The organism is Allobosea sp. AAP35 (assembly GCF_001295925.1).
Classification (GTDB): domain Bacteria; phylum Pseudomonadota; class Alphaproteobacteria; order Rhizobiales; family Beijerinckiaceae; genus Allobosea.
Genome location: NZ_LJHQ01000073.1, coordinates 42,585 through 58,813, shown reverse-complemented (window position 1 = coordinate 58,813; position 16,229 = coordinate 42,585). Strand labels below are relative to the sequence as shown.

The following is a 16,229-nucleotide window of genomic DNA, read 5'->3' as shown; positions in this document are numbered from 1 at the left end:
GGGGGGGGGGGGGAGGGAGTGGCGTCGTGCCTGCCGTGTCCTAACGCGACTGATGACGCGCATGGGGCCGAGCTGGAACAGGAAATCGATCTGATGTGGAGCCTTTCCTTTGCCCCCCTCGTCCCGCTGCCGCTGCTGATCGGCCTGGCCGCTCTGGCTGCCCTGGCGGCCGGCGCGGCGATCGTATTGGCGGGCAAGAGCGCCATCCTGCGCGCGCTCGCGCTCGCCGTGCTGACGGTGACGCTCGCCGATCCGTCGTTGGTTTTCGAGGATCGCGAGCCGGTCAAGGACGTCGTCTCCGTCGTGGTCGATCGTTCGGGGTCGAACCGCCTGTCCGACCGCACGGCGCAGACGCAGGCCGCCGAGGCCGAGGTCGAGCGCCAGTTGCGCGGCCTGACCAATGTCGAATCCCGCATCGTCGAGGTCCGTGACGCGCAGGGCTCGGGCGACGGCACGCGCCTGTTCGAGGCGCTGGCCGCGAGCCTGGCAGACGTGCCCTCGGAGCGTGTCGCGGGCGCGATCGTCATCACCGACGGGCTCGCCCATGATGCGCCGCCGACCGCCGAGGCGCTGGGCCTGCGCGCACCGCTGCATGTGCTGTCAACGGGCCGCGAGCGCGAAATCGACCGCCGCATCGTGCTGGTCGATTCGCCGCGCTTCGGCATCGTCGGCAAGGACCAGGTCGTGCGTCTGCGCGTGCTGGAAAAGGGCGGACCCGGCCGCGCCGGACTGACCATCCGCCGCGATGGCGAGATCATCGCACGACGCGATGTCACCGTCGGCGAGACCGTGTCGGTGCCGGTGCGGATCGACCGCGGCGGCCCCAATGTCGTCGAGATCGAGGCGGCCCCGCTCGACAACGAACTGACGCTCGCCAACAACCGCGCCGTCATCACCATCGACGGCGTGCGCGACAAGCTGCGCGTGCTGCTGGTCTCGGGCGAGCCCCATCCCGGCGAGCGCACCTGGCGCAACCTGCTGAAGGCCGACGCCAATATCGACCTCGTCCATTTCACCATCCTGCGCCCGCCCGAGAAGCAGGACGGCACGCCGATCAACGAGCTTTCGCTGATCGCCTTCCCGACGCGTGAGCTGTTCCAGGTCAAGATCAAGGAATTCGACCTGATCATCTTCGACCGCTACGCCAACCAGTCGATCCTGCCGCTGGTCTATTTCGACAACATCGTCCGCTATGTCCGCGAGGGCGGCGCGCTCCTGATCGCAGCCGGACCGGAATATGCCGGCGGCCAGTCACTCGCCCGCACGCCGCTCAACCAGATCCTGCCGGCGATTCCCGATGGTTCGGTGATCGATGAGGCCTATCGCGCCCGCGTCAGCGATCCCGGACGACGCCACCCGGTGACGCGCGACCTGCCGGGCTCCGAGGTCGAGCCGCCGCAATGGGGGGAATGGCTGCGCATGGTCGGCGCCCGCGCCCGCACTGGCTCCTCGGTCATGACCGGGCCCGGCGAACGGCCCCTGCTGGTGCTCGCGCGCGAACAGAAGGGCCGCGTCGCGCTGTTTCTCTCCGACCATGCCTGGCTCTGGGCGCGCGGCTTCCGCGATGGCGGCCCGCATCTTGATCTGCTGCGCCGCCTCGGCCACTGGCTGATGAAGGAGCCCGATCTCGAGGAGGAGGCGCTGCGGGCGGTTGCGCGCGGCGGTGTGATCGAGGTCGAGCGCCAGACTCTGGGCGACAACCCGGCTCCCCTCACCGTCACCGGGCCCGACGGCCAGTCGCGCTCGATCCCGCTTGAGCCCGGACGTCCCGGCCTGTTCACAGCCCGCATTCCCAGCAGCGAATTCGGCTTGCACCGCATCGCCGGCGACAACCTCACCGCCTTCGCCAGCGTCGGGCCGGAAAACCCGCGCGAGTTGATGGAGGTCGTCAGCAACCCGTCCGCGCTTCAGGCGCTGACCGAGGCCAGTGGCGGCTCCTCGCGCCGCATCGGCCAGGAGACCGGCTCCGCTGTGACGGTGCCGCGCATTGTGCCGGTACGGGCCGGCAGCCAGTTTTCCGGCTCGGACTGGATCGGCCTGCGCATCAGCGATTCCGGCATCGTGCGCGGCGTCCAGATCTCGCCGCTCTTTATCGGGCTGATCGGTCTGGCCTTGCTCTTCGGCGCGCTCGTCGCCGGCTGGATCGGCGAGAGCGGCCGCAAGTTCAACCGGCGCCCGGACGCGGCCGCCTGACGGCCTTCCCGTCATTGCGAGCGCAGCGAAGCAATCAAGGGGGACGGACGTAGGGCGCTGACGGTCTGGATTGCTTCGCTGCGCTCGCAATGACGATTTCTACCGGATCGCCGTTACCACGCCCCGCCGCTGCGCCAGCACGCCCTCGATCAGTTCTAGCGCCAGGAACCGCGCCGGATCGGCCGGGCCCGGCAGCACGAGTTGGCCGGGCGGAATCACTGTGAAGCCGAAGCGCGCATAATAGGGCGCGTCCCCCACCAGTAAGATGAGTTCGTGATCCGCCTCCCGCGCTGCCTCGATCGATTTGTTCATCAGGGCTGCGCCGATCCTACGCCCCTCAAAGGCGGGATCGACTGTAAGCGGCCCCAGCATCAGGGCCTTGTGGCCGCCGACCGACACCGGCGTCAGCCGGATCGAACCGACCAGGAACGTACCTACATGGGCCGCGAAGGTCAGAGCCGGGTCGGGCGCCACGCCCTCGCGCAGGCGAAAGGCCGTGCGAGCGAAACGGCCCGGACCGAAGGCACGTTCATGCAGACGCTCGATCGCGGGGGCATCGACGGGAAGCTCATGGCGGATGGTCAAAGGCAAGGAGGTCATGACGGCGGCAAACCTGCGGGCGGCAGAACAAAGCTGGACGGTGTGAACGCAGGGTCCGCGCAAGGCGCGGCCATGCCGGCAAGCGCGTTCAGCGCGTCGGTCGTCGCAGCAGGGAGATGAGGTGCCCAGTCGTCATGAGGCGGCGCTGTAGCAGAGCGTCGCGTGGTCGTCCACGGCGGTCGATGCTCACCAATCGGCGGCGGGCGCCAGGCCCCCGGCAACCTCGGCCAGACGTCGCCGCGTCGCCGGCGTCAGACCCCCCGGCAGGGCGTCGAGCGGAAAGAAGCGCGCCTCGGCGATCTCCATATCCGGCTTCTTGACCGCGTCGACGACAAACTCCCGGACGACATAGAGCGCGACATGGTCGCGACGCGAGACCTTCCGATTGAAATAGATGCCGTAAAGCTGAGCGAGGCCCGTCATCCGGATACAGCCCTCTTCGCGCAGCTCCTTGGCCAGCGCCTCGCTCAACGTTTCCCCCGTCTCGACACCGCCGCCCGGCAATTGCCAGCCCGGCGTATAGGTATGCCGGATCAGGAAGACCTCGTCGGCTCCGTTCAGGACGACCGCACGCACCCCCAGCGTCATGCCGCGCACGAGCCGAAAATAGGTATGAAGCACGCGGACCTGCAGCCGCTGAAGCCGCGTCAGCCCGGCTTCAGGCTCCCTGGTGCTGGTTTCCGACAGGCGCTCCGTCATGCCCCTCCCCTTATGGTTTATGATTTGTCTATGCAATTGGCGCATAGCAGATGGCCGCTGCAGGTTCCCATACGTCACAAACGCGCCGCAAACCAGGCAGATAGCACTGCTTCATCGCTGGGGACCCGCGTCATGTTGCTCTCATTCATCCTTGCCTGGTTTCGTGCCAAGCCTGCTTTCATCTGGCAGCCTGCCCTGACCTTGACCGATTCGCGTATCGTGTCCGAACTGACCGGCGCGGCCAACTGACGCCTTGTCGAGAGACGAACACGCGCAAGCGTGTCCGTTTCGGCGCTTGACGGGGGATGGGTCGCGGGGCAAGCGCTTAAGCCGTGTTCAAGCTCGCGCACCTGTCTGACCCGCACCTTGCCCCGATCGCAAGGTTTGCGCTGCATCAATTGCTCGGCAAGCGCGCGACCGGCTACGTCAACTGGCGTCGCAAGCGCCGCCACGCCCATGACATGGACATTCTGGCACTGATCGTCGCGGATATCCGCGCTCAGCTGCCCGACCACGTCGCCTGCACCGGCGACGTCTCCCATATCGGCCTGCCGCAGGAGTTCAGGACGGCCGTGACCTTCCTGGATACGCTGGGGCCGCGCGATGCGGTCAGCTTCGTGCCGGGCAACCATGACGCCTATACGCGCTCTTCGCTCAAGGCACTCGCCGGCATCCTGGCCCCCTGGGTTGTCGGAGACGATGGTGAGGTCGGCTATCCCTGGTATCGTCGAGCCGGCAATATCGCCCTGATCGGGCTCAACACCGGCGTCCCGACCCTGCCGCTGATGGCGACGGGCAAAGTCGGCCGCGAGCAGATCGCCAGGGCCGAAGTCCTGCTCGATCGCGCGCGCGAGGAGGGCCTGATCCGCGTCGTACTGATCCATCACCCGCCCTATGTCGGGGGTGCGAGGCGCTCCCGCGAACTGGTCGATGCCACCGCCTTCGAGGCCATGCTCGCCCGCAAAGGCGCCGATCTCGTCCTCCACGGCCATAACCACCGGTTTTCGCTCGCTTGGCGGCCCGGGCTCGGGCGCGATGTGCCCATCGTCGGCGTGCCCTCGGCCTCGATCGGGCCGCTCGGCCATGGCGAGATGGCGAGTTGGCACCTGTTCCGGATCGAGGGCGACGCGAAAGCGCCGCACATCACCCTGGAGCAACGCTGCTTCGAGCTCGACGGGACCGTCATGCGCCGCCAGGAGATCGCGCTGCACACCAAGCTGGTTTAAAGCTCCCGACAGCATCAGCCGTCATTCCGGGCAAGCGAAGCGCAGACCCGGAATCCATCGTAAGACACGATAGCGCTCAATGATGGATTCCGGATCGGCGCCGCTTCGCGGCTTGTCCGGAATGACGGCTGTGCTGCTCAGATGCAGCGGCCGCCATCGACGGCCAGCACCGTCCCCGTCACCATCTCCGCCTCGTCGGAGCACAAAAACAGCGCCGCATTGGCCATGTCCTGCGGCGTTGAGAGCCGGCCCCAAGGGATCGAGGCGCGGAACTGGGCGCGCTTCTCGGGCGTGTCCTCGCCCATGAAGGTCGCCAGCAGCGGCGTCTCGCCGGCCACCGGCGCGATCGCATTGACCCGGATGCGGTCCGGCGCCAGTTCGACCGCCATCGACTTCGAGAGCAGGTTCACCGCGCCTTTCGAGCCGTTGTACCAGGTCAGGCCGGGCCGCGGCCGGACGCCCGCCGTCGAGCCGATGTTCAGGATGACACCGCCGCCATGCTCGCGGAAATGCGGCACGGTCGCCTTCGCCATCAGATAGATCGACTTGACGTTGACCGCGAAGACCCGGTCGAACTCTGCTTCCGTCACCTCGGTCATCGGCATGTTGCGATGGGTCGTGCCGGCATTGTTGACGATGATGTCGAGCCGCCCGAAGGCGGCGATGACCTGTGCCACTGCCGTGTCGACGCTGCGGGCGCTTGCGACGTCGCAGGTCACGGCAAAGGCCCCGCCCCCGATCGCGCTGGCCGCCTCCTGCGCCTTCTCCCCGTTGAGATCGAGCAGCGCGACGCGGGCGCCTTCCCTAACGAAGGTCTCGGCGATGCCGAAGCCGAAGCCCTGCGCCGCGCCGGTGATCAGTGCCGTCTTGCCGCTCAGTCTCATGGTCTGCCTCCGCCCATTATCCCAGACTTCCAGGCCTTACGCCCCGATATCCTCGCGCAGCGTCTCCAGCTCCATCCAGCGCTCCTCGAAACCGGCGATCTCGCGGGAGATCTGTTCCAGGCGCGTCGTGGCCTTGGCGAAGAGCTTGGGATCGCGCGTGTAGAGATCGCCCGCGACCGCCGCATTGAGCTTCGCGGCTTCGGCCTGGAGGACCTCGATCTTGCCGGGCAGCGTCTCCAGCGCATGCTTTTCGTTGAAGGAGAGCTTTCGCTTCGCCATCGGCGCGGCTGCGGCGATGGTCGGCGCGTCCTCAGCAGACTGCGCCTTGCCGACCGGCGCCCTCACTTTCGCCCCGACGCCACGGCCACGCTGCGCCAGCATATCGGTGTAGCCGCCGGCAAACTCGGTCCAGACGCCATCGCCATCCGAGATCAGCGTCGCCGAGACGACGCGGTCGATGAAGTCGCGATCGTGGCTGACCAGCAGCACCGTGCCCTTGTAGTCGGCCAGAAGCTCCTGCAGCAGGTCGAGCGTCTCGAGATCGAGATCGTTGGTCGGCTCGTCCAGCACCAGCATGTTGGAGGGTTTTGCGAGCGCCCGCGCGATCATCAGCCGGCCGCGCTCGCCGCCCGACAGCGCGCCGATCGGCGTGCGCCGCTGCAGCGGCTGGAACAGGAAGTCCTTCATATAGGCGATGACGTGGCGCGGCGTGTCGCCGACCATGACCTGGTCGGACCCACCGCCCGTCAGCGCGTCTCCGAGCGGGATCGCCGGATCGAGGCTTTCGCGGCGCTGGTCGAGCGTAACCATCTCCAGCGAGACGCCGAGCTTCACCGTGCCGGAATCGGGCGCGAGCTGGCCCGTAAGCAGGTTGATCAGCGTCGTCTTGCCGGCGCCGTTGGGGCCGACGATGCCGATCCGGTCGCCGCGCGCCACACGCAGCGACAGATCCTTGATCACGACATTCGAGCCATAGGCCTTGGCGACATTGACCGCCTCGATCACCAGCTTGCCCGAGGTCTGCGCCTCGCTGGCCTCGAGCTTGACGCTGCCGACGGCAAAGCGCGCCGTGCGGCGCTGCTCGCGCAGACCGTGCAACTCGCCGAGCCGCCTCTGGTTGCGCGTGCGCCGCGCGCTGACGCCATAGCGCAGCCAGTCCTCCTCGCGGGCGATCTTGCGGTCGAGCTTGTGCCGGTCGACCTCCTCCTGCGCGAGAACCTCGTCGCGCCAGGCCTCGAACTCGCCAAACCCTTTGTCCATGCGCCGCGTCAGCCCGCGATCGAGCCAGATCGTGGCGCGCGACAGCGTCGTCAGGAAGCGACGGTCATGGCTGATCAGCACCATCGCCGAGCGCAGCGATTTGAGCTCCTGCTCGAGCCATTCGATCACGGGCAGATCGAGATGGTTGGTCGGCTCGTCGAGCAGCAGGATGTCGGGCTCCGGCGCCAGAACCCGCGCCAGCGCAGCCCGCCGCGCCTCTCCGCCTGACATCGTCGCCGGGTCTTCCTCGCCGGTGAGGCCGAGTTCGTCGATCAGATACTGCGCGCGATAGGCGTCGTCGCCCGGTCCCAGCCCCGCCTCGACATAGGCCAGCGAGGTCTTGTAGCCGGTGAAGTCAGGCTCCTGCGGCAGATAGCGCACGGTGCAGCCCGGCTGAACGAAGCGGACCGCCTTGTCGGGTTCGACCAGCCCGGCGGCGATCTTGAGCAGGGTCGATTTGCCCGAACCGTTGCGGCCGACGAGGCAGACGCGCTCTCCGGCCGAGACCGAGATCTCGGCGGCTTCCAGCAGCGGCTGTCCGCCGAAGGTGAGCGCGACGTCGCGCAGATGGAGCAAGGGGGCCATGGGGATGTCCGTGAAGGGGAAGCAGGCGAGATAGCCCGGCAGGGCCGCGATGTCACGCCCGCAGGCCGTGGCACAGCCCTTGCCAAAGCCAGTTCGACCCGTAGCATCGGGTCGCAGCCCTGCGAGTTGAAGAATCATGGCGCGCCTACGCAAGATCGGGATCGGCCATAATGGCGGCCCACCGCTGCAACCGCGCAAGCGCCGCGCGGCGACGGGTTCCGGCATGATCGGCACCACCTTCGACTGGCGCTTCGCCCATCGCAAGGCCTGGAAGAAGCCGCGCGACATCGCCTTGCGTCGCGAGGAGAACGCGCAGGCGCTCGGCCTGACCTATGAGGAATACGCTCTCGAGATCATGGAGCGCGGCTATCATCCGCAGCCCGAGCATGTCGAAGCGATCAAGGCCAGGCGCGCCGAGCGCCGCCGCAGCGGTGGCGTCGTCGGCCAGTCGCTGAAGGGCCGGCGCCTGCGATAGGCATGCCGCCTCAGGCGCCCGACAGCCGCCTCAGCCCGCGGGTCATGGGAACCTCGAACAGCTGGTGGACGACCAGTGCCGCAATCACCGCTACCGCCAGCGCGACCACGACGAACAGGGCGGGCTCGTGGATGCCGGCGAGCGTGAAGACCTCGCGCGAGCCGCGGATCGCGAATGGGTGGACGAGGTAGAGCGCGTAGGACGCATCGCCGACCCGCGCGAAAGCTGTCATCAGCCGCGGCGGCACGCCCGCCTGGAAGCCGGACACCGCAGCCAGGACCAGAAGCGTCGCGGCCGTGCCGTGCACAGCGAGATCGCGCCAAGGACCTGCCGGCAGCAAAAGATATTGACCGGACAGGAGCAGCAAGACGGCGCCCGCCACGAATGACCAGCGCAGCGCCGCGCCCAGCCGCAGGCCGCGCTGCCGCAGCAGGGCCAGGCCCATGCCGGCTGCGAATTCGAGCACGATCGGCTGTCCCCAGAAGCCGAACGGAAGTGGCAGCGGTCCGGCCAGCGCTTCGCTCGCCACAAGCGCCACCAGCGCGAAAGTAACCGCCGCCACCACGAAGCGCGCAGGCAGCACCAGCGCGGCGGCGAACAGCACGTAGAACAGCATCTCGTAATTGAGCGTCCAGCCCAGCGAATAGACCGGCTGGACGAGGCCCTGTGGCGAGACGGCAGGCCAGAACAGATAGGAGGCGGCGATCTGCCCCAGGCTGGGCGTGCCGGAGTTGAGCAGCGCCGGGACGATCAGACCCGTCAGCAGGAACAGTGTCGTCGCCGCCCAGTAGAGCGGCACGATCCGCGCGAGTCGGCGCTGCAGGAACAGGGTCGGCCCGTCAGGACGCCCAAACAGCGAGCCCGAGGCATGGACCATGATGAAGCCGGAGACGACGAAGAAGATGTCGACGCCCGCCATCCAGGGCAGCACGTCGCTGCGCGCGAAGCTCAGCCCCCCCTGCCGCGCCAGCACGGCGGCATCGGGCTGGACATGATGTACGGCGACCATGAAGGCCGCGAGCGCCCGAAGCGCCTGAATGGGGAGGATGGCAGACAAGGCAGCGCGTGACGGTCGGTTTGCAGCCCGCCGGCCGGCGCGCCGAAATCAGGCAAACCACAACCGGGAAGGATCGTCGAGGCCGAAACGCTGCGGCGCGGCCGCGATCGCGGCCAGTCCCCGCTCGGCGCCGTCGGGGGCGGTGATGGCATGCAGCGCAAAGCGCGCCGCCAGATCTTCCATCGGCGGCTTGCCCGCGAAGACCGCCCGGATCGCGCCGCGCTCAGCCAGCGGCAGCAGGCGCGGCACGATTCCGCCTGAAATATAGACCCCGCCCGTGGCCTTGAAGACGAGTGCGAGATCCCCCGCCACCCGCGCCAGCAGCCGCCAGAAACAGACCACGGCTTTCAGGGCGACGGGATCGCCGTCGAGCGCCAGCGTCGTGACATCGGCGGCGCTGACATCGGGCTCCAGCATCCCCGCCTGGCTGGCCACGGCACGGTGAAGGCGCACCAGCCCGTCGCCGCTCAGCAGCGCCTCGACCGTGACGCGCTCGATCCCCGCTGCCAGGGCAGGCCAGATCTTTTCCTCGGTGGGATCCTCGGGACCGATGCCGATATGCCCGCTCTCCGTCGGCACGATGACGCCGCGCCCGGCGCGGCTGAGCAGCGCCGCCGCTCCAAATCCCGTGCCTGGCCCGAGCACAAGCTGTACCCCGGCGGGATCAGGCTCGCCCGTCACCAGCGTGGTCATGTCGCCGGCGCCCAGCACGGACAGCGAGGCCGCCTGCGCCTCGAAATCATTCACGAGCAGGCCTTGTTCAAGGCCGAGCGCCTTCCCCAGGGAAGGCCCATCGAAATGCCATTGCGCATTCGTCAGCTGCGCCATGCGTCCTTCGAGCGGCCCGGCGACGGCCAGCACCGCCGAACGCGGGCGCTGTGACAGCGTGGTCAGGACCGCCTCGAACGCGGCTTCCGGCGTCGGGGCGCTGCCGGTGGCAATCCGGGCGAGATGGACAGGTGAAGCCCCGGCCCGTTCGACCAATCCCAGGCGGCAATTCGTCCCGCCAATATCGGCGACCAGAAGCGGATAGGCGAAATCCGGCATCACGCGACGTCCAGCGGGTCGGCCCGCGGATAATCATGGCGTCGATAGGGGGCAAACCAGGCCAGCCCTTCGAGCGTGCCGGCGCGGGGACGGTACTCGCAACCGACGAACCCCTTATAGCCAAGCTCGTCCAGCAGCGCGAACAGGGCGGGATAATCGGGGCCCTGGTCGTCAGGTTCGTGGCGGCCGGCGGCGCTGGCGATCTGGACATGGCCGACCAGGGGAAACAGGGCCTTCAGCTTGCCCGCGACATCGCCATGGATGAGTTCGCAATGATACATGTCGAACTGCAGCTTGACGTTGGGCCGCCCGGCCTCGCGGATGTAGGACGCTGCGCGGTCGAAGTCGTTGAGGAAGTAGCCCGGCATATCCTTGCCGTTGATCGGCTCCAGCAGCAGATCGATGCCATGGGGCGCGAGCGCATCGGCGGCGAAGGCAATCGAGGCGCGATAGGTCTCTTGCGCGGCCGCGTCCTCGGCGTCGGCCAGACCAGCCATCATGTGCAGGCGCTTGACGCCGGTCTCATGGGCGTAGGCCAGCGCGGTTTCGACACCCGCCCTGAATTCGTCCTCTCGGCCGACCAGCGCCGCGATCCCGCGCTCGCCCGCGGCGAAATCCCCAGGCGGCAGGTTGAACAGGGCCTGCTGAAGTTCGCCGCCCGAAAGCGCCAGCCCGATAGGCTCGGCCGGGTGCTCGTAAGGGAAAAGGAATTCCACCGCCGGGAAGCCGGCATCGGCGGCTGCCTTGAAGCGGTCGAGGAACGCCCATTCGGTAAACATCATCGACAGATTGGCGGCAAAGCGCGGCATGGCAGTCCCGGAGTAGGTGGCAATGCGCGAAGCTAGCGCGATGCGCGGCCCGCGTCATGCGGCAACGCATCAACGCCGGCAAGCGTTCCGGCGCCTGACGGAACGCCCTACTTCTTGGCCGGCGAGTTCGGGTCCTTCGCGAAGTTCCGGAACACCATGTCGGGAGAGGAGGTGTTGTGGCGCGAATGCGTGGTCCGGCCCATCCAGATGTCGGTCGCCTTGCCGCCGGTAAACGGCATCAGCTTCTCCTCACGCCAGCTCTTTGCACCTGGCTCGCGGATCGCGATCTGCGCGACATCGTTGTTGCCCTCGGTGACATACATCGAGCGCAGCGCGACGAAGGCCTTGCCGCCGGTCACGGGCTTGTCGAGCACGGCATCCAGCACCATGCGGTTCTCATCGACGCTGTCGAGCTTCAGCGTGCCGGTCGATCCGTCCTTGAAGCTCAGCGTGAACGAGGTCGTCTTGGGGTCGAACTCGATTTCCCTGATATTGACGACGGGCCGCGCCCCGTCCTGCTCGATCGGGCCGAAGAGGAAGGAGGAGCCATAGGCCGTGGCGGGCAGCTGCGAGGGCGGCATCGGCCGGGCGCGCCAGTAGCCGTCCTGCGGATAAACGACGAGCAGCTCATGCGAGCGGTCCTTGCCGAGCTTCCAGAGCTGGACGAGATGCAGGCCCTTCTCGACACGGTCCCCCACCTTGAAGGTGGTGTCGGAGGGGCGCCAGAAGGTCGGAAAGGTGTAGCCGACGAGCCAGTACTCGATGCTCTCATAGAAGGTGACGCGGCGCGGCGGCGTCTGCGCGGCGAAGACGGGGTCGCCCGTCATGTCGCAGGCGGTCCAGTCGGCCTCCCAATTGTCGCGCAAAAGCCCGGCGATATAGGCCGGGTGCGCCGCCTCGATCTGGAAGCGGCGGACCTCGGGCGAGATCGCCTTGATCGTGACATTGTCCTTCTCGGCGCAGAGCACCGGCTCGGATTCGTTTTTGACCTCCACCGCCACGTCGCTGGCGGCCAAGGCAGGCGAAGCGAACAGCGTCAGCGAGAGAAAAAGCGGGCGAAGCACAGAGATCATTGTCTATCCTTGAAGCCTTGAAGGCCGAGCTACGGAGCGCCTCTGTCAGGCGACGATGGAAGGCATAGCGTCTCCGGGCGAAATTCTGTAGAGTTACGCCATGACGGAGCTCTTCAAAATTGCGCTTGAAGCGGCACGCGCACTGCCACCGGACAGGCAGGACGAACTTGCTGGCTTGATTCTGGCGGCTGCCCGAAACGAGCCGGCATCTGTCGCGCTTTCACCTGAGCTGCGAGCCTCTCTTGCGACCTCGCTCGGCCAGGCCGGTCGGCGCGAGTTCGCGACGGACAGGGAGGTTGCGGCTGTCTGGCGGAAACACGACTTGTGAGGCTCCGCTACACGCCGGAGGCGTTGATCGAGCTCGCAGCGACGCTCGACTACATCACAGCCCATTCGCCGAATGGCGCCCGACGTATATAGCAACGCATCAAAGATCTGACAGAGCTGCTTTGCAGCCACCCCTTTGCAGGCCAATCGACAGAAGAACCGGGCCTGCGTCGCCTGTTCGCAACGCCCTATCCTTACGCGCTCTACTACCAGCTCTCGCCTGAAGATGTCGTGATCGTTGCTGTCCGCCATACGGCGCGCGATCCGGCATCGGACGCAGAGCGCTGAACGGGTCATCCCCGACTCAACACCGCATAGACATCGCCCGAATTCGCCTCATGCGGCAATGCGCGCAGATAGCCGCTCATCGCTTCGGCACTGACGGGCTCGTCGAGTTCCAGCCGCTGACTTTCGCCCAGCGCGACGTTGAAGCGATAGGGCCCCAGCCTCTCCAGCAAAGCGAGGCAGGCTTCCGCCACGTCGCGCTGGATCGTGGTGAACTCGAAGGAGATCGCCGGCACGGCCCGCGTCAGCCCGGCCAGAACATGTGCCTCGAAGCCCTCGACATCGATCTTGAGCAGGGCCGGGACGCCATGCTGCGCAATCAGCGCATCGAGCGTGGTGCCGGGCACCTCGATCTCATGATCCCAGACCTGCTCCTGCCAGCCCTCGGACCCATGCGCGGCCCCGATGAAGGCGGTCGACGCGGTCGAAACGGTCGGGTTGGCGCTGTTGATCCGCAGCGTCACCGGCCCCTCCTTGTCGCCACAGGCGGCCTCGACCAGCGTCACGAGAGGGTCGCGCCCATGGATCAGCCGCAGCACCCGCGCGGGGCCCGGCTGCGGCTCCAGCGCGACGACGCGCGCGCCGAGCCGGCGGAAGGAGGAGATCCGGTCGCCGACATGCGAACCGATGTCGAAGGCGAGATCGCCCGGGCGCAGGAAGCGGCCGTAGAGAGCATCCATCGCGGCATTGCGGCTGGGATCGCCATGATAGACCCGCAGCGATCGCGACAGCGCCCGGGCCGTCCCCGGGCGATAGATCGAAGGCTTCATGCGGGCTGGCCCTGGCGCAACGAGACGAGTTCGGCGGGGGGATCGAAATCCTCGGGAATGCCGCAGAGGCCGCGGCGCGAAAACCACGTCCCCAGCGACGGCAGCGCGGTCGCCATGGCGAAGGGGATCGCGAGCAGATACCCCGCAGTCAGCGGCAGCGACCAGAGCAGCACGGAAGGCGAAAGCCAGATCAAGGCGCCAAACAGATAGATGGCGAAGACAAGATGCGGCCATAGTCCCGAGAAGGCCGTCGCCAGGGACAAGGCATGGGCGTCGCGCGCCTGCCCGCCCCAGCCGATCTTGACGCGGCCAAACAGAAGCCCGCCCATGAACAGCGTCGTGCGGAAGCTAGACACCGCGCCCTGGAGGAAGGCGAAGCCGACCTCGATGACCGCAGAGACGACGAAGCGCAGCCCCCCGCCATATTGGCGCATACCATCCTTGCGCAGCAGGATGTCGGCGAAGCCGGCGAGCTTGGGCGACAGATACATGGCCAGGAACAGAATATAGAGCCCAGCTGCCAGGCTGGCCGGATAATCGGTAAGCCCGCGATCCTCGATCACCTTCAGCGGCAAAAGCCCGATCATCAGCGTCCAGGCCGGCAGGCCGAGGAACATCAGGATCGCCCAGACGAGCTGGAACCGGCTCATGGGTCGCAGGCCCGGGAGATCGAGCAGCTTGAGATATTGCAGATTGCCGAGGCACCAGCGCAGGTCGCGCTTGGCGAAATCCAGCATGGTCGGCGGGTTTTCCTCCCAGCTGCCCATCTCGACGGGCAGCACACGGACCTCGTATCCGGCGCGACGCATCAGGGTGGCCTCGACCTGGTCATGGCTCATCACGGCGCCGCCGAGCGGCGCGCCGCCCGGCAGCATCGGCAGATGGCAGCCATCGCGGAACGGGGCGATCCGAACCATGGCGTTATGCCCCCAGAACGGGCCGCAATCGCCGATCCACCAGGCCGACCCCATGGTGTAGGGCCGCATGCCCTGGCGCATGCCGAACTGGAAGACGCGGGCGAAGGCCGACTGGCTCGGCATGCCGACGACCAGGCTCTGCAGGATGCCGAGCTTCGGATAGGCCTGCATCATCCGCGTCAGCTTCACGATCGCCTCGCCCGCCATCACGCTGTCGGCGTCGAGCGGCAGCATGATCTCGTACTGGTCGCCCCAGCGCTCGCAGAAATCGCGAACATTGCCGGCCTTGAACCCGGCATTGTCGCTGCGGCGGCGATAGGTGATGCGTCCCTCTTCGCCCACATCGCGCTGCCATTGCGCGGCGAGTGCCTCCTCAGTGGCCGCAACCGCCGGATTGTCGCTGTCCGACAGCACGAAGAAATCGAACCAGCCGCCCTCGCCGGTGGCATCGAGGCTGTCCTTGACGACGCGCAGGCGGTGGAAGGCGCGCTCCGGATCCTCGTTGCGCAACGTCATCAGGACGGCGGTGCGGATCGCGATCGGCGTCGGGACGTCGCCTGCGGCGGCGAAGGGCGCAACGCGCTCCATCCCGTCATCGACGCCATGCAGCAGCCAGAACCCGAGCACCGCGTTCCAGAACCCGAGCACGGTCCAGGGCGCGCCGAACAGGAAGGCAATGAAGATCGCCCCGTCGGCAACCGTCCAGCCGCCTGCCCCCAGCACCCGCGAGAGCCCGTAGAGCAGCGCCGCCAACGTCGCCAGATTGACGGCCAGCACGAGCCAGCGCCGCCGCGCCAGAACCGCCTCGGATTGAAGCCCGGCCGGCGTCAGACCCGGTAGCGCGAACGCCGCCTGAGGCGCGCCGAGCCCTTGCTTCACCGGCTGGAACGTGGTCGGAGCGGGGCGCGGGTTCATGGTGGTCTCTGTCATGCGATCCATCGGGGCAAGGCAGGCGAGGCGAAACGAAAGAAGGATGCGGACATGACGCGAGATCTGGCGGCGCAAGACCTAAAGCCGGCATCTTCGTCCAGTGCAAGCGCATCCGTGACGGCGCTCTGGTATGTCGCGCCGCGTGAATGCGCCCTGAACGCCGAAGCGCTTCCGGAGCGCGCCGATGAGGACTGTCTGGTCCGCACTTTGTGGAGCGGTGTCAGCCGCGGCACCGAGCGCCTGGTCTGCGAGGGCCGAGTTCCAGTGGGCGAATATGAGCGTATGCGAGCCCCCTTCCAGAAGGGCGATTTTCCGTTTCCGGTGAAGTACGGCTACTGCGCGGTCGGTGTCGTGGAGGCAGGCCCACAAACGATGATGGGCGAGACCGTCTTCTGCCTTCACCCGCACCAGGACCGCTTCATCGCCTCGGTGGACCGGTTGACCCGCGTCCCAACGGAGGTCCCGGCACGTCGCGCCATCCTCGCTGCCAATATGGAAACCGCGCTCAATGCCCATTGGGATGCCGGCTCCGGCCCGGCGGACCGCATCGTCGTGGTCGGCGGGGGCGTGCTGGGGCTGCTGGTCGCCTGGCTGGCGGCAAGGCTTCCGGGCGCGCAGGTCACGCTGGTCGATGTCGAACCCGCCCGCGCCAATGTAGCGCAGGCGCTCGGCTTCGGCTTCGCCCTGCCGGCAGACGCGCCCGCCGAGGCTGATCTCGTCTTCCACGCCAGCGCCTCGGCGCCCGGCCTCGCCACCGCCATCGCCGCCGCCGGCCTTGAGGCCCGCATCGTCGAGCTGAGCTGGTATGGGGAGGGCACCATCGCAGCCCCGCTCGGCGGCGCCTTCCACGCCAAGCGCCTGCAGCTCGTCTCGACCCAGGTCGGCGGCATATCGCCCTCGCGCCGCCCGCGCTGGGATTATGCCCGACGTTCGGCCGCGGCCATGGCGCTGCTCGCCGACGACAGGCTCGATGCGCTGATCACGGAAGACATTCCCTTCGATGAGGCCGCCGCACGCCTGCCATCGGTACTCGCGCCCTCATGGCATGGCCTGACAGCCGCGCTGCGCTATTGACCGCAGCCGGCCGCATTG

At 67.5% G+C, this 16,229-nt stretch carries 15 protein-coding genes; 5 read left to right on the top strand and 10 right to left on the bottom strand.

The genetic code is table 11. The features are described from left to right. Positions 1-93: 93 nt before the first annotated feature. Positions 94-2,193, top strand: a complete 2,100-nt coding sequence (locus tag IP69_RS20515) for a hypothetical protein (protein WP_054144677.1) — start codon at positions 94-96, stop codon at positions 2,191-2,193. A 99-nt stretch (positions 2,194-2,292) separates the two neighbouring features. Here the strand turns inward: IP69_RS20515 and IP69_RS20510 are convergent, their stop codons facing one another. Further along, the gene (locus IP69_RS20510; protein WP_054144676.1) at positions 2,293-2,793 is read right to left on the bottom strand and encodes an N-acetyltransferase; all 501 of its coding nucleotides are present in this window, start codon (positions 2,791-2,793) and stop codon (positions 2,293-2,295) included. Positions 2,794-2,979: 186 nt separating this feature from the next. Next, on the bottom strand, positions 2,980-3,492 hold the full coding sequence (locus IP69_RS20505) for an NUDIX domain-containing protein (RefSeq protein ID WP_054144675.1): 513 nt from the start codon (positions 3,490-3,492) through the stop codon (positions 2,980-2,982). Positions 3,493-3,824: 332 nt separating this feature from the next. Here IP69_RS20505 and IP69_RS20500 point away from each other — a divergent pair, with 332 nt between their 5' ends. Next, the gene (locus IP69_RS20500) at positions 3,825-4,718 is read left to right on the top strand and encodes a metallophosphoesterase (RefSeq protein WP_054144674.1); all 894 of its coding nucleotides are present in this window, start codon (positions 3,825-3,827) and stop codon (positions 4,716-4,718) included. A 137-nt stretch (positions 4,719-4,855) separates the two neighbouring features. Here the strand turns inward: IP69_RS20500 and IP69_RS20495 are convergent, their stop codons facing one another. After that, entirely contained in the window at positions 4,856-5,602 is a 747-nt protein-coding gene (locus IP69_RS20495; RefSeq protein ID WP_054144673.1) for an SDR family oxidoreductase, read from the bottom strand. A gap of 36 nt (positions 5,603-5,638) precedes the next feature. Continuing rightward, positions 5,639-7,447 (bottom strand): ATP-binding cassette domain-containing protein, encoded by a 1,809-nt coding sequence (locus tag IP69_RS20490; RefSeq protein WP_054144688.1) that lies wholly within the window; start codon positions 7,445-7,447, stop codon positions 5,639-5,641. A gap of 136 nt (positions 7,448-7,583) precedes the next feature. Between IP69_RS20490 and IP69_RS20485 the strand changes: the two genes are divergently transcribed. Beyond that, positions 7,584-7,922 (top strand): hypothetical protein, encoded by a 339-nt coding sequence (locus tag IP69_RS20485; RefSeq protein ID WP_054144672.1) that lies wholly within the window; start codon positions 7,584-7,586, stop codon positions 7,920-7,922. A 10-nt stretch (positions 7,923-7,932) separates the two neighbouring features. Here IP69_RS20485 and IP69_RS20480 read toward each other — a convergent pair whose 3' ends face one another. The 4 genes from IP69_RS20480 to IP69_RS20465 form a co-directional block, all read right to left on the bottom strand. Further along, the gene (locus IP69_RS20480; RefSeq protein ID WP_282568252.1) at positions 7,933-8,979 is read right to left on the bottom strand and encodes an acyltransferase; all 1,047 of its coding nucleotides are present in this window, start codon (positions 8,977-8,979) and stop codon (positions 7,933-7,935) included. A gap of 48 nt (positions 8,980-9,027) precedes the next feature. Next, entirely contained in the window at positions 9,028-10,026 is a 999-nt protein-coding gene (locus IP69_RS20475; RefSeq protein ID WP_054144670.1) for a glucokinase, read from the bottom strand. Next, a complete protein-coding gene (gene otnI / locus IP69_RS20470; RefSeq protein ID WP_054144669.1) occupies positions 10,026-10,835 on the bottom strand; it encodes a 2-oxo-tetronate isomerase in 810 nt (269 codons plus the stop codon). The genes IP69_RS20475 and otnI overlap by 1 nt, the downstream gene beginning before the upstream one ends. A gap of 107 nt (positions 10,836-10,942) precedes the next feature. Further along, positions 10,943-11,908, bottom strand: a complete 966-nt coding sequence (locus IP69_RS20465; RefSeq protein ID WP_054144668.1) for a hypothetical protein — start codon at positions 11,906-11,908, stop codon at positions 10,943-10,945. A gap of 426 nt (positions 11,909-12,334) precedes the next feature. On the opposite strand from IP69_RS20465, the gene IP69_RS22450 reads away from it, so the two are divergent. Then, complete coding sequence (locus tag IP69_RS22450; RefSeq protein ID WP_349236311.1) at positions 12,335-12,523, top strand: type II toxin-antitoxin system RelE/ParE family toxin; 189 nt, start codon at positions 12,335-12,337, stop codon at positions 12,521-12,523. A 5-nt stretch (positions 12,524-12,528) separates the two neighbouring features. Here the strand turns inward: IP69_RS22450 and IP69_RS20455 are convergent, their stop codons facing one another. Next, positions 12,529-13,290, bottom strand: a complete 762-nt coding sequence (locus IP69_RS20455; protein WP_054144666.1) for an FkbM family methyltransferase — start codon at positions 13,288-13,290, stop codon at positions 12,529-12,531. Next, positions 13,287-15,137 (bottom strand): glucans biosynthesis glucosyltransferase MdoH, encoded by a 1,851-nt coding sequence (gene mdoH / locus IP69_RS20450; RefSeq protein ID WP_248306918.1) that lies wholly within the window; start codon positions 15,135-15,137, stop codon positions 13,287-13,289. The genes IP69_RS20455 and mdoH overlap by 4 nt, the downstream gene beginning before the upstream one ends. A 51-nt stretch (positions 15,138-15,188) precedes the next feature. Here mdoH and IP69_RS20445 point away from each other — a divergent pair, with 51 nt between their 5' ends. Beyond that, positions 15,189-16,211, top strand: coding sequence for a zinc-binding alcohol dehydrogenase (locus tag IP69_RS20445; protein ID WP_248306917.1), 1,023 nt, complete (start codon positions 15,189-15,191; stop codon positions 16,209-16,211). Positions 16,212-16,229: the final 18 nt, after the last annotated feature.

Bases quoted from the DNA above. Each gene is read 5' to 3' on its own strand.
- IP69_RS20515 (WP_054144677.1), top strand. From the start codon at position 94: ATGTGGAGCCTTTCCTTTGCCCCCCTCGTCCCGCTGCCGCTGCTGATC.
- IP69_RS20510 (WP_054144676.1), bottom strand. From the start codon at position 2,793: ATGACCTCCTTGCCTTTGACCATCCGCCATGAGCTTCCCGTCGATGCC.
- IP69_RS20505 (WP_054144675.1), bottom strand. From the start codon at position 3,492: ATGACGGAGCGCCTGTCGGAAACCAGCACCAGGGAGCCTGAAGCCGGG.
- IP69_RS20495 (WP_054144673.1), bottom strand. From the start codon at position 5,602: ATGAGACTGAGCGGCAAGACGGCACTGATCACCGGCGCGGCGCAGGGC.
- IP69_RS20490 (WP_054144688.1), bottom strand. From the start codon at position 7,447: ATGGCCCCCTTGCTCCATCTGCGCGACGTCGCGCTCACCTTCGGCGGA.
- IP69_RS20485 (WP_054144672.1), top strand. From the start codon at position 7,584: ATGGCGCGCCTACGCAAGATCGGGATCGGCCATAATGGCGGCCCACCG.
- IP69_RS20475 (WP_054144670.1), bottom strand. From the start codon at position 10,026: ATGCCGGATTTCGCCTATCCGCTTCTGGTCGCCGATATTGGCGGGACG.
- otnI (WP_054144669.1), bottom strand. From the start codon at position 10,835: ATGCCGCGCTTTGCCGCCAATCTGTCGATGATGTTTACCGAATGGGCG.
- IP69_RS20465 (WP_054144668.1), bottom strand. From the start codon at position 11,908: ATGATCTCTGTGCTTCGCCCGCTTTTTCTCTCGCTGACGCTGTTCGCT.
- IP69_RS20455 (WP_054144666.1), bottom strand. From the start codon at position 13,290: ATGAAGCCTTCGATCTATCGCCCGGGGACGGCCCGGGCGCTGTCGCGA.
- mdoH (WP_248306918.1), bottom strand. From the start codon at position 15,137: ATGACAGAGACCACCATGAACCCGCGCCCCGCTCCGACCACGTTCCAG.
- IP69_RS20445 (WP_248306917.1), top strand. From the start codon at position 15,189: ATGACGCGAGATCTGGCGGCGCAAGACCTAAAGCCGGCATCTTCGTCC.